Below are 13,027 nucleotides of genomic sequence, written 5' to 3' on the forward strand. Positions count from 1 at the left end.
ATATAGTTATATCACAAAAAGAAGTCATTATTTAAAAAATAGTATTTATTGGTTATAATATTTAAGTATATAGGAGGTGTTTTAATGACAGATATTATTTACATATTTGGCCACAAAAATCCTGATACTGACTCAATTTCAGCTGCAATAGCCTATGCTGAGCTAAAAAAACGTTTAGGTTTTAACGCAATCGCTAAAAGACTTGGGGATATCAATCAAGAAACAGACTTTGTATTAAATTACTTTAATATTCCAAAGCCAGACATCCTTCCAACTGTAAAAACTCAAGTTTCAGATTTAAACTTGGATAAAGTAATCCCAATATCCCCAGATTCTTCTATAAAAACCGCTTGGATGCTTATGAAAAAAAACAATGTCAAGACGCTGGCAGTTATCGATGAAAACGAAAAATTTTTGGGGCTTGTGACATTATCCAATATTACAAGTAAATACATGGATACACTTGAAAACAATATAATTAAAACGCCATTGAGAAATATATTGGAAACCTTAAACGCTAAAATTATTTTGGGAGACGAAGCGAAATTTAATTCCAACGGTAAAATAGTAGTTGCAGCTTTGTCCCCTGAAAGCATGAAGCCGTTTATTGAAAAGGGAGATATCGTAATAATAGGCAACAGAAAGGATTCCCAAAAAAAGGCTATAGAACTTGGAGCTAATTGTTTAATTATAACTGGAGGGTTTAGTGCTGAGGATGAAATTTTAGAACTTGCAAAACAAAACAACTGTATTATTATAAATACACCTAATGATACCTATACTACTGCCAGATTAATAAATCAAAGCATACCTGTAAAATATGTAATGACTACTGAAAATATAATAAGCTTCCATATCGATGATTTTGTAGATGAAATAAGAGATAAGATGCTGCAAACAAGATATAGAAGTTATCCTGTTCTAGATGAAAATAATAAAATCTATGGTTTTATATCAAGATATCATTTAATATCACAAAAGAAAAAGCAGGTTATTTTAGTAGACCATAACGAAAGATCCCAAACTGTCCATGGAATTGATGATGCTGAAATCCTTGAAATTATAGATCACCATAGAGTTGCTGACATTCAGACGGGTAAACCTATTTTCTTTAGGAATGAACCTGTCGGAAGCACATCGACTATAATTGCAGGGATGTATTTTGAAAATGGGATTAGACCCCCAAAGAATATTGCTGGTTTACTTTGTGCAGCTATTATATCAGATACAGTTAAATTTAAATCACCTACCTGCACATACATAGATAAAATAACAGCTGAAAGGCTGGCAGAAATAGCTGGTATAGATATCGAAGGCTTTGCCCTTGAAATGTTTAGAGCTGGAACATCTCTTCAAAACAGAACGCCAGAAGAAATTTTCTTCCAAGATTTTAAAGAATTTAAACTTGGAAAATATAAAATTGGTATAAGTCAAGTTAATACTATGAACGTTGAAAGCCTTGGTGAAACCAAAAATGATTTATTAAATTTCATGAACAAATTGTGTAACGAAAAAGGATATGATTTATTAATAATAATGTTAACTGATATTATTAGAGAAGGTTCAGAGATAATATTTACAGGAAAGGAAAAAGATCTTATAGCAAAGGCCTTTAACGTGGATGTGCATAATAATTTTGTATTTTTGCCTGGAGTAATTTCAAGGAAAAAGCAAATAATTCCTCCACTTTCACAAATAATTGAATAACACAAATAAAAAATGCGTCCTTGTGATTTAGGGCGCATTTTTGAATTTATAACGATGAAACTTTTACTTGAACAGGTTGATCAAACAAACCTCTTTTAACTTCAGTAGCAGTAATATGGGTTGCTCCAAATTTTTCAGTCATATAATTACAAGCATCCCAAGGATTTATATGATCGCCGCATGTAAAGACATCTACTGCAGCGTATCCTAACTCTGGCCAAGTATGAATTGTAAGGTGAGATTCAGAAATAACTACAACGCCACTAACGCCAAGTGGACTAAATTTATGAAAAGCTACTTCCCTAACTTCAGCACCAGCCATAAGTGCAGCATCAACCATTATCTTTTCAATCTTTTCTCTGTCGTTTAAAATTTCTGCATCACAACCATAAATCTCTGCAATTATGTGACGACCCAAAGCGTTCATTCTAACTCTCAACCTCCTTTTTCATTTTTTACAATAATTAAATTTTATCAAAATAACACAAAAAGTCAAGCATTTTAAACAAAATCCATAATTATTTAAAATTACAATTAAAACATATCAATTTTTCTCAATAAATCTCTTATTTTTAAGCAAAGTTACTATTTCTACTACTTATATTATATGACTATTTTCAAAAAATGCAATATAATAGCAAAAAAATAGCAGGATTCTCACCTGCTATTTTTTGCATCCTTTATAGATAGTGATATTCTTTTGTTTTCATAATCAATATCTATTATTTTTACTTTTACTTTTTGGCCAATCTTAGCAATATCCTGAGGCTTATTTATTCTTATATGAGACATATTCGATATATGAACTAAGCCTTGAACACCTTCTTCTAATTCTACGAAGGCTCCAAATTCTGCAAATGCCACTATTTTACCTTCTACTATATCTTCTACAGAGTATTTTTTAATAAACTTTTCCCAAGGTGTTTCCATAGTTCGTTTTATGCTTCCAGTAACCTTTCCTAATGCTTTATCCAATTTTATTATTATAAATTCTACTATATCTCCTATTTTAATTACATCGCTTGGTTTTTGAATTCTCTTCCAGGATAATTCTGAAACTGGGATAAAGGCATCATAATCTCCAGTATCTACAAATACACCAGAATCTATTATAGTCTTAACTTTACCTCTTTGTGTCATACCTTCCTGAAGATTTAATATTATATTCCTAGACCTTTGTTGCCTTTCATGTCTTGCAACTTCCCTTCTTGATACTATTATTTCAATTTTACCATCTTCTTTTACTTCTAAAACATTTGCCTTAAGTTTTTTCCCAACTAAATCCTCAGGATTATCCTTTACTAAATCAATGCCTGAGTGTGAAAGGGGCATAAAGCATCTTAATTCTCCTATTTTACATTCAAATCCTCCCTTAATCACTCTAATAACTTCTATATCAACTAATGTCCCATCATGTTTATAATTCTTTAGGTTTTCTATGAATTCTTCCTTTTCTAGACTCCTTCTGCTTAATAGAACATTTCCTTCTCCATCATTTAGCTTTATAATCTCAACCTCGTATTCTTCTCCTATTTTGAATTTTTCCTTAAGATTAATCTGCAAGTTAGATGCTTCTTCCTTTGGTAAAATTCCATCGGATTTATAGCCTATATCAAAATACACCTCTTCATCTGTAACATGGAGAACCTTACCCCTTACAACATCTCCTACTTCAATTTTTATAAAATCACTAAAATAATCTAAATCCATATCATTAGAATCTTCAATTTTAGTTTCTAATTTATTTTTCTCAAAAACATCATTAGTAATCTTATCTTCATTTGATATACTAACCAAATTATTCATTACTTCCTCTATAACAAATTGTGGAGTAGATGCGCCAGCAGTTATTCCTATTTTATTAAATTGTTTTATTTTTTCTATGTTAAGTTCATCAGCATTTTCAATAAGCATAACGTTACTACAATTTTCCTTTGAAATTTCGTAAAGTTTTCTTGTATTTGAGCTATTTTTCCCACCAATAACTATCATTAGGTCAACTTTTTTTGATATATCCTCAGTTTCTTTTTGCCTTATTTCAGTGGCACTACAAATTGTATTAATTATTAAAGCCTCTTTGGTTAAAGCAATAATTTTACAAGCTATTTCATGCCATTTTTTTGCGTTAAACGTGGTCTGTGAAACTACGCAAACTCTTTGATTTTTAAAATTATCCTCCACAACTCCATCAATATCCTTAATAATAATTGCTTCGTTATCACACCAACCATTAATCCCTTTTACTTCAGGATGTTCAGAATCACCTATGATAACTATCTTATATCCGTTTTTGAAGTTTTTCTCTACAATGTTGTGTATATTTTTTACATATGGGCAAGTGGCATCTATCACCTTCATAGCCCTGCTTTTTAAGATTTCGTATTCACCCTTTCCTATTCCATGAGATCTTATTATTATCGTGTCATCTTCTCCAACATCCTCTACGCTATTTAGTGAGCAAACACCCTTTTCTTCTAAAAGTCTTACTGCATCCGGATTATGAATAATAGGCCCTAATGTTTTTACATTTTTTTCTTCCTCAGAAGCCTTTAATGCTTTTTCCATAGCATTTTTAACTCCAAAACAAAATCCGGCATTTTTAGCAAGAAGAATTTCCATCATTTATTCCCCCCTCTTTTAATTCTTTAATCTTTTCTATAACTATTTGGCTTAATCTTAAATAATCCTCACCAGTTAGCTTGTCCTTAGTATATGCTGAAAAATCAATTGGCTCTCCAAAAAAAACCCTCATTTTTGTAAACGGAACATAGTTTCCTCCTATATATACAGGAATAACTTTTTTATTTGATTTAATTGAAAGTAAAGCTACACCAGAGTGGGCCTTCCCTAAGTCTTCTCCCTTTACTCTAGTTCCCTGTGGAAAAAGCCCTAATAAATGTTCATCCTTTAATAACTTCAATGCTGTTTTTATAGCATTTAAATCAGGCTCCCCCCTCCTTACAGGAAAAGCTCCTAAATTTTTTAATAAAAATCTCAAAAAAGGGTTCTGAAAAGCCTCAAACTTTGCCATAAATCTTATAGGTCTTGGTGTTGTAATAGCTACCATAACAGGATCAGCCCATGTATAATGGTTCGGACAAATTAACGCCCCTTCATCCTTTGGGATATTCTCAATTCCTTTAACTTCGATCCTATAAATTAATTTAAATACCCCCTTAGCAATAAACCTTAAAATCCTGTATAAGCTCATACTTTACACCTCAACTTTTTTACAAACTATATTTAGAATTTCCTCAACAACTTCTTCTAATGTCTTATTTGTATTATTAACTACTATTGCGTCATCAGCTTTTCTTAATGGGTTAACTTCTCTGGTTGAATCTATATAATCTCTTTTTTCAATTTCTTTAACTATATCATCATAGGATACCTCTATTCCCTTTTCTAGAAGCTCTTTATATCTTCTTTTAGCCCTCTCCTCAACAGATGCAACTAAAAATATTTTTATCTCTGCATCCTTTAAAACGTTTGTTCCAATATCCCTCCCATCCATAATAACGCTTTTATTTTTAGCAATATCCCTCTGAATTGCAACTAATTTTTCTCTTACTTCTTTTATTGCAGCTACTTGTGAAACAAGCTTACCTATTTCAGGCAATCTTATTTCTTCCGATACATCTTCGCCGTCCAGATAAACTCTACCATTAATAAAATTTATATCAGTTTTCTCCAATAACTCAATAATTTCATCTATGTTATTAATATCAGTCCCATTTCTGATAATCTTTAAAGTTATTGCCCTATACATTGCTCCTGTGTCAATATATTCTATTTTTAACCTTTGGGCAATAATTTTTGCTATAGTGCTTTTGCCTGCACCTGCAGGCCCATCAATTGCTATAGAGAATTTTTTCATTCACAACTCCCCTTTATTAATAATTCTATAAAAAAAGCTAAATTCCTTCATTTAGTTCTGGTCTTAAATTAATTGCTTCTCTTAAATACACATTTTTAACTTCACTTTGTCTTTTATCTCCATTTACTAATACTAAAATTCTAATGCATTTATTTAGACTATTTTCTACGTCCATCTCCTGCATGCACATATATGAAATATGCTTTAACCCTATATTTCTTAATGCTTCAGCAGGATATGCACTTTTTATATCCTTTGTTGCTGTGAAAATGATAGTAAATACATCTTTAATATTTAAATCATTTTCCTCAACTATTTTTTCAAATAATTCTGTTGTAGCAGTAAAAACTTCCTCTTTAGTATCACGTTCAACAGTTATAGCACCTCTAATTGAATACATCGATATCACCCCTAACAGTAATATCCAGCACAATATCCTGTTGAAAAGGCTATTTGCAAATTAAATCCACCAGTATAAGCATCAACATCCAAAAGTTCTCCCGTTATATACAAATCTTTTATTATTTTTGATTCCATTGTTTGCGGATCTACTTCTTTTATTGATATACCACCCCTTGTAACGATAGCTTCTTCTATGGGGCGTGTTCCAACAATCGTTAGTTTAAACTCCTTCAAAAGACTAGCAAGCTTTAATCTTTCTTCCTTTGTAATCGAATTAACCTTTTTATTTGGATCAATACCAGATAATTTTACTACAATAGGAATAAGTTTTTGAGGTAATAAGTCATCTAAAGAATTTTTAAAGTCTTTATTTTTATATTTTTCAAAATCCCTTAAAATTCTTTTATTTAATTCTTCAAATGATAATGCAGGTTTTAAATCAATTATAAATTCAACTTCCTTTGGTAAAATATCAACGATATTTCTGCTTGCAGAAAGAACTATAGGTCCTGAAACTCCGAAATGTGTAAAGAGCATTTCACCAAAATCCTGATATATAACTTTGTTGTTATTTTTAACTTTAATTTCTACATTTTTAAGAGTAAGTCCCATTAATTCTCTAACCCAGTCCTCCTTAACAACGAGTGGAACTAATGAAGGTTTTAAATCAATCACAGTGTGTCCCAATTTTTTAGCAAATCTATAACCATCTCCGCTTGAGCCTGTCCCTGGATACGAAGCACCGCCGGTTGATAAAATTACTACATCAGAAAAGATTTTCTCCTTTCCATTTATTTCAACCCCAATAGCTTTATTGTCTTTTACTAAAATGTCTGTTACTTTTGTATTTAACATAATTCTCACTTTATATTCTTGCATATATTTTTCAAAGCATTTTATTATGTCGCTAGATTTATCGCTGTCAGGAAACACTCTGTCACCTCGTTCAATCTTAAGTTTTACCCCCTTATCCTCAATCATCTTTATTAAATCATAATTTGAAAAGGTATGTAGTGCTTTATACATGAATTTCCCGTTTCCAGGAATATTTTTTATTATTTCATCGATGCTTTTGCTAGTTGTAACATTGCATCTTCCTTTCCCTGAAATAAATATCTTTTTCCCAAGCCGATCGTTTTTTTCAATGAGCAAAACGTCTTTTCCATATTTTGCTGCTATTATGGCAGCCATCATCCCTGAAGCACCACCACCAACTACTATAACCCTTTTCATATAGGCCTCCTTATTTAATAATTTACACTAAAAACTCTATGTAAAATTAAACATTGTTTATTATAACATATTTTATCCAAAAAAAATATTATAATAAATCACCTTGATTAAATATAACTTTTATCACAAGTATGAAAAATATATTCAAAGCCAAAAATAAATAAGGTAGGCACATTCTGAGATATGCCTACCTTAAATATTGGAAAAAAGATTACAAATTAATAATTACCTTGTGAGTGCATTGCATCTGCAACCTTAATAAAGCCTGCTATATTTGCACCAGCAACGAGGTTGTATCCAAATCCATATTCTTCTGCAGCTTTCATTGCCATATTATGAATATTTACCATTATTTGGTGTAGCTTTTGATCCACTTCTTCAGCAGTCCAAGCCATTCTCATGCTGTTTTGTGACATTTCAAGGGCTGAAGTTGCAACTCCACCTGCGTTTGCTGCCTTTGCTGGTCCAACATGAACCCCATTAGCTAAGAAATATTCTAAAGCTTCATTGGTGCATGGCATATTAGCACCTTCAACAACATACTTAACTCCATTTGCTACTATTTGTTTTGCATGTTCTAAATGAATATCATTCTGAGTAGCACATGGCATAACTATATCTACTTTTACACCCCATGGTTTTTGTCCTGGGAAGAATTGAACACCAAATTTATCTGCATAATCCTGAACTCTATCTCTTCCTGAATTTCTCATTTCAAGTAGATAATCTATCTTTTCACCCACAACTCCATCTGGATCATAAATATATCCATCTGGTCCTGAAAGTGTTACAACCTTACCGCCTAATTCTGCAACCTTTTTGCATACACCCCATGCAACATTACCAAATCCTGATACTGCAACAGTCTTTCCTTCAATAGTTTCTCCTTCATGCTTTAACATTTCCTGTGCAAAATAAGTAACACCATAGCCAGTTGCTTCTGGTCTTATCAAACTACCACCGTATGATAATCCTTTACCTGTTAACACTCCGTTTTCAAAGGCCCCTCTAATTCTTCTATATTGTCCATATAGATATCCTATTTCCTTTATTCCAACACCAATATCTCCTGCTGGAACATCAACGTCAGGACCTATATGTCTATATAGTTCAGTCATAAAACTTTGGCAAAATCTCATTATTTCAGCATCAGATTTACCCCTTGGGTCAAAATCAGAACCTCCCTTTCCACCACCAATTGGAAGCCCTGTTAATGAATTTTTAAGAATTTGTTCAAAACCAAGGAACTTAATGATGCTTAAATTAACCGATGGATGGAATCTAAGTCCTCCCTTGTAAGGTCCAATTGCTCCATTAAATTGAACTCTATATCCTCTATTGACATGTAGATTTCCCTCATCGTCAACCCATGGAACTCTAAACATTACAACTCTTTCTGGTTCACAAAATCTTTCAAGCAAATTAGCCTCTATGTATTCTGGGTGCTTTTCTAAAACTGGTTGTAAAGTTGGTAATACTTCTTCTACTGCCTGGAGGAATTCGGGCTCATTTGGATTTCTCTTTTTTACGTTTTCGATTACCTGTTTAATGTAATCAGAGGGAGAGATGTTTTTCTTTGCCATTTTAATGACCTCCTTCAAAATAACGAATCCTTACAACTCTATTATGAATGATTTCTTGCATTATTTCAAGTCAAAAAAATAATTAATTTCATTTTAATCATTTGTTTTTTAGATTTATCATCCGTTTTTTATTATTTTTTGAATTTTTATAAATTTTGCACTAATCGTTATTTTTTATCTTACTATCATAAACATTATATTCTTCCCAAATATTTTCAAGTGTCTTAAATGTTTCCGAAATCGTTTCTTTTTCCTTAACTCCTACTGCTACAATTAAAGCATTAATCAAACTCAAAGGCGCCACAAGTGAATCAACAAAGGATACCATATTGCTTTGTGCAATTAATGTGTAATCAGCATGGGAGGCTAGAGGCGAAAGCAAGCTATCTGTTATAGCTACCACTTTTGCACCTCGATCCTTTGAAAATTTTAAAGCTTCAATAGTTCTTGTTGAATATCTTGGAAATGAAATGCCTATAACTAAATCCCCATCACCAACTCTAAGAAGCTGCTCAAAAATATCGCTAACTCCTCTTGATACAACCCTTACATTATCTAATATTAAATTCAAATAAAATCCCATAAACTCAACAAGGGCCTGTGAACTTCTGAATCCAACTATGTAGATTCTTTTTGCCTTTAATATTTCATGCACTACTTCATCAAAAGTATTTTGATTTATTTTTTCTAAAGTGACCCTTATATTCTCCATATCTGCCTTTAGGACACTTCTTAAAGGATTTTCCTCATCTATAAGATCATTTGTTATCTCAATTCTTTGAACCGAAGTCAATTTGTTTTTTATAAGTTCTTGCAATTCTTTTTGAAGACTTGGATACCCGCTGAATCCTAACTCATTAGCAAATCTTACAACTGTAGACTCACTTACCCCTACAGTCTGACCAAGTTTTGCTGCTGTCATAAATGCGGCCTTGTCATAATGTTTTAGAATATATTCTGCAATGATTTTTTGCCCTTTGCTTAGCCTTGGAAATTTCGTTTGAATTATTTTCATTAAGTCTTGCCTATTTCCATCCATAAAAATACCCCTTTTCTATTAAATATTCCCCATCTAAATTAATAAATTAACCTAATTGCAATTTTCTAAAAATACAATTATATTTTATCATTTTATTTTGTTTCTTGCAACATATCCTTCATTTGAATGTAAATTAATTTTAAATCTTTATTCTGTTGGACTATCTGGTTCAGCATCATAAATAGAAATCGTATCCTTACCATTTTTGCTTGTTAGACCAAAAATTAAGCCATATTTTTTTAAATTTTTATTCAAAAAGTCAACTACCTTATACATTTCATCATAACTTTTAAATTCCATAATTGCTATTAGATTTAAATCTTCATGAATTTTTTTCATTTAGATCCCTCCTCTGTTAGCCATGAATTTACTTGTGCAATAATGTTAAAGTTAGTAAGATCATAATGTAAAGGTGTAACTGTTATATAACCCTTCTTTATATAAAAAACGTCAGAATTTTCATCATCATTATCCATGACTGTTCCGGCAAGTTGGAATCTTCTTTCATATTCATTGTCAGTATCTTCCTCAATATAGGCATTTTTATATACTCTATTTCCCAAAATGCATACCCTAATACCCTTATTAGTTTCATCTTTAGGAATGTTAACATTAAGAACCACATCATCCTTAAGGTTATTAAAGGATCTTTCTGCAATTTCTTTTGATATTTTTGCTGCCCTTTTTAGATATTCTTCATCAGCATCAAAATCTACCGAAACAGCTATTGAAGGTATTTTATATATTGCACCCTCAACAGCAGCTGATACTGTCCCTGAATATAACACATCAGTTCCTAAATTATATCCATTATTTATTCCAGATATTATTAAATCAACCTTTTCATTCAACAGTTTTTCAATTGCAACCTTTACACAGTCTGCAGGTTTTCCATCAACGCTATAAACCATACTTTTTATTCCTTCTAATTTTACTTTTTTAACCGTTATAGGTCTGTGTAGTGTAATTGAATGTCCTGCTGCACTTCTTTGTTTATCAGGTGCAACAACAATGCATTCATGATGGGCTTCAAGTTCCTTTGTAAGAAAATATATACCTTTAGCATTGACTCCATCATCATTGGTTATTAAAATTCTCATAATAAAGGCCCTCCTTTTTTGGAAAATTAAATATATAAGCATGAAAGGAGTAAAGCTATGATACAAATCGACGATGCTGGAAGCGGCAGCCTCGTTGGAGGCACAGTCATTGGACTTTTAAGAACATCAACTCTTGAGTATTATTATGAAGTTATCCCAATTAAATATTTTAAATCACCATACTTTAAAGAAAAAAAATTCGAAGATCATTGTATAAAAATAATCGAAAATGGAATAAAAGCATTAAACATAAGTAAATATGAAGAAATCAATATATGTAGAGGATATATGTTCAATAAGGCAAGGAAATATTTATCTGAAAAGGGATACACAGTAATCAGCTCAAAAATAACTGATCCTCTTCAAACTTTAATCGAAGATACATTCAAAGAATATATCATTAATTTAGGTGTGCCTCAAGATTATATAAATTATACAAAGTATCCATTTCATTTTCATAAATTATTACGCTGGGTATTAGCTGATCCATCTAACAGAATTAAGCTTTGTAAAACCGGATGGGATAGTTGGCAAAAATATATTAACAATTTAAACATCGAAAGGCATACGGATTATATTTTAAATGGCAATTATATTTGCTTAAAATGTGGCTATAAAATAACCCCACCTGCTAAAATAAAGGTTATTAAATTTTTTACTAACAGAGAATATTATGTTTATCTTCATTATAACTGTCATTTTTCTCAATAACAATTAAATATGGAGCCCTTTCATCCCTATTTACAAATTTAATCTGCATAACAGAATAAATCTTAGGATCTAACTTTTTTATAAATTCGTCTATTAAAAGTCCTTCTTCAGCTCCTCCTAAATGTCCTGTATATACAACTAAAGTTATTACCCCTCCAGGTTTTAAAATTTTTAATGAATCTGATAAGGCCTTTAATGTTGTATCTGGTCTTGTAATAATTTTTTCGTCTCCACCTGGCAAATATCCTAAATTAAACATAATAGCTTTTGGTGCTTCCATAACATAATTTAGGATATTTTCATGCCCGTCATTAATCAATATAACATTTTTTATGTTTCTTTCATGGATTGTTTTTTTAAATTTTTCAATTGCAATAGTTTGAATATCAAAAGCATAAACTTTCCCTCTATGAAGAAGATTACTCAAAAATAATGTATCATTTCCATTTCCTAATGTTGCATCTACAGCAATATCAGTTTCATCTATAACCTTCTTAACTATATCTTGTGCCATTCTGGTAGCCTTTAAAACAATCCTATACATCCTTTTCCTCCTTTTTATAATCTTTTAACCCACTCTATCTCTTCCTTCTTTAAATATCTCCATTTTCCAACTTCCAAGCTTCCTAATTTTATTTTGCCTATTTGAACCCTTTTTAGTTTTAACACCTTATGCCCTATTTTTTCACACATTTTTCTAACTTGCCTATTTTTCCCTTCATGTATCACTATTCTTACAAGTGCATTTTTATCGATTATTTTAAGAATTTCTATTTTTGCCTTTGATGTAATATAATCTTCTATTTTTAATCCGTTCCTAAACATTTCTAATTCCTTCTCAGTTGGGATTCCCTCAACCTCTGCTATGTAAACCTTGTCTACCTCCTTCGAAGGGTGCATAAGTTTATAGGCAAAGTCCCCATCGTTGGTTAAAATAAGAAGCCCTGAAGTATCATAATCTAATCTTCCTACAGGATATATTCTTTCCTTTACATCAATCAAGTCTAACACTGTCCTTCGTCCTTTTTCATCCTTAACCGTTGTAACATATCCAATAGGTTTATTTAACATTATGTAAACTTTTTTCTCTTCAGGTTTTATAATTTTTCCATTTACCTCAACTATATCCCTTTCAGGATCAACAAGAATGATATCCTTTATTAATTCACCATTAACTTTAACTTTTCCTTGTTTAATTAGCTCCTCAGCCTTTCGCCTCGATGTTACACCACACCTTGCTATATACTTTTGAATTCTCTCCATCCTTTCACCTCAATTTTATATTTTTGCTTTTATGAATTATATCATTTTATGTAAAATTTAACAATGATATTGACTAAAATATAAAGCATATAAAAATCCACTACGCATATGC

13 protein-coding genes and 1 pseudogene are annotated in these 13,027 nt (G+C 31.3%); 2 read left to right on the top strand and 12 right to left on the bottom strand.

All coding sequences use genetic code 11. The features are described 5' to 3' along the window. Window positions 1–84 precede the first annotated feature (84 nt). Window positions 85–1,707, top strand: coding sequence for a putative manganese-dependent inorganic diphosphatase (locus tag Q3V94_RS05005; protein ID WP_303525663.1), 1,623 nt, complete (start codon window positions 85–87; stop codon window positions 1,705–1,707). Window positions 1,708–1,753: 46 nt separating this feature from the next. Here the strand turns inward: Q3V94_RS05005 and speD are convergent, their stop codons facing one another. The 10 genes and pseudogenes from speD to surE form a co-directional block, all read right to left on the bottom strand. Continuing rightward, window positions 1,754–2,134, bottom strand: coding sequence for an adenosylmethionine decarboxylase (speD, locus tag Q3V94_RS05010; protein ID WP_008908596.1), 381 nt, complete (start codon window positions 2,132–2,134; stop codon window positions 1,754–1,756). A 230-nt stretch (window positions 2,135–2,364) separates the two neighbouring features. Further along, the gene (locus tag Q3V94_RS05015) at window positions 2,365–4,329 is read right to left on the bottom strand and encodes a bifunctional 4-hydroxy-3-methylbut-2-enyl diphosphate reductase/30S ribosomal protein S1 (protein WP_303525666.1); all 1,965 of its coding nucleotides are present in this window, start codon (window positions 4,327–4,329) and stop codon (window positions 2,365–2,367) included. Beyond that, window positions 4,307–4,918, bottom strand: coding sequence for a 1-acyl-sn-glycerol-3-phosphate acyltransferase (locus tag Q3V94_RS05020; RefSeq protein WP_303525669.1), 612 nt, complete (start codon window positions 4,916–4,918; stop codon window positions 4,307–4,309). The genes Q3V94_RS05015 and Q3V94_RS05020 overlap by 23 nt, the downstream gene beginning before the upstream one ends. A gap of 3 nt (window positions 4,919–4,921) precedes the next feature. Further along, window positions 4,922–5,584: a (d)CMP kinase gene (gene cmk / locus Q3V94_RS05025; protein ID WP_008908593.1), complete on the bottom strand. Its 663-nt coding sequence runs from the start codon at window positions 5,582–5,584 to the stop codon at window positions 4,922–4,924. A 37-nt stretch (window positions 5,585–5,621) separates the two neighbouring features. After that, entirely contained in the window at window positions 5,622–5,984 is a 363-nt protein-coding gene (gene aroH, locus Q3V94_RS05030) for a chorismate mutase (RefSeq protein ID WP_303525675.1), read from the bottom strand. 11 nt (window positions 5,985–5,995) lie between these two features. Next, window positions 5,996–7,225, bottom strand: a pseudogene (locus Q3V94_RS05035) (NAD(P)/FAD-dependent oxidoreductase); the annotation flags it as partial. A 212-nt stretch (window positions 7,226–7,437) separates the two neighbouring features. Beyond that, a complete protein-coding gene (gene gdhA / locus Q3V94_RS05040; protein ID WP_008908590.1) occupies window positions 7,438–8,802 on the bottom strand; it encodes an NADP-specific glutamate dehydrogenase in 1,365 nt (454 codons plus the stop codon). Between the two features lie 160 nt (window positions 8,803–8,962). Next, complete coding sequence (locus Q3V94_RS05045; protein WP_303525679.1) at window positions 8,963–9,841, bottom strand: MurR/RpiR family transcriptional regulator; 879 nt, start codon at window positions 9,839–9,841, stop codon at window positions 8,963–8,965. Between the two features lie 147 nt (window positions 9,842–9,988). Next, window positions 9,989–10,180 (bottom strand): YpmA family protein, encoded by a 192-nt coding sequence (locus tag Q3V94_RS05050; protein WP_008908588.1) that lies wholly within the window; start codon window positions 10,178–10,180, stop codon window positions 9,989–9,991. Beyond that, a complete protein-coding gene (gene surE, locus Q3V94_RS05055) occupies window positions 10,177–10,941 on the bottom strand; it encodes a 5'/3'-nucleotidase SurE (RefSeq protein WP_303525684.1) in 765 nt (254 codons plus the stop codon). Before surE ends, Q3V94_RS05050 begins: the two co-directional genes overlap by 4 nt. 57 nt (window positions 10,942–10,998) lie before the next feature. On the opposite strand from surE, the gene Q3V94_RS05060 reads away from it, so the two are divergent. Next, a complete protein-coding gene (locus Q3V94_RS05060) occupies window positions 10,999–11,652 on the top strand; it encodes a hypothetical protein (RefSeq protein ID WP_303525686.1) in 654 nt (217 codons plus the stop codon). Here the strand turns inward: Q3V94_RS05060 and Q3V94_RS05065 are convergent. Next, a complete protein-coding gene (locus Q3V94_RS05065; RefSeq protein WP_303525688.1) occupies window positions 11,600–12,196 on the bottom strand; it encodes a class I SAM-dependent methyltransferase in 597 nt (198 codons plus the stop codon). The two genes, Q3V94_RS05060 and Q3V94_RS05065, sit on opposite strands and share 53 nt — an antisense overlap. Window positions 12,197–12,210: 14 nt before the next feature. Further along, window positions 12,211–12,915, bottom strand: a complete 705-nt coding sequence (locus tag Q3V94_RS05070; RefSeq protein WP_274767834.1) for a pseudouridine synthase — start codon at window positions 12,913–12,915, stop codon at window positions 12,211–12,213. Window positions 12,916–13,027: the final 112 nt, after the last annotated feature.

This window comes from Caloramator sp. CAR-1 (genome assembly GCF_030546345.1).
Lineage (GTDB): Bacteria > Bacillota > Clostridia > Clostridiales > Caloramatoraceae > Caloramator > Caloramator australicus.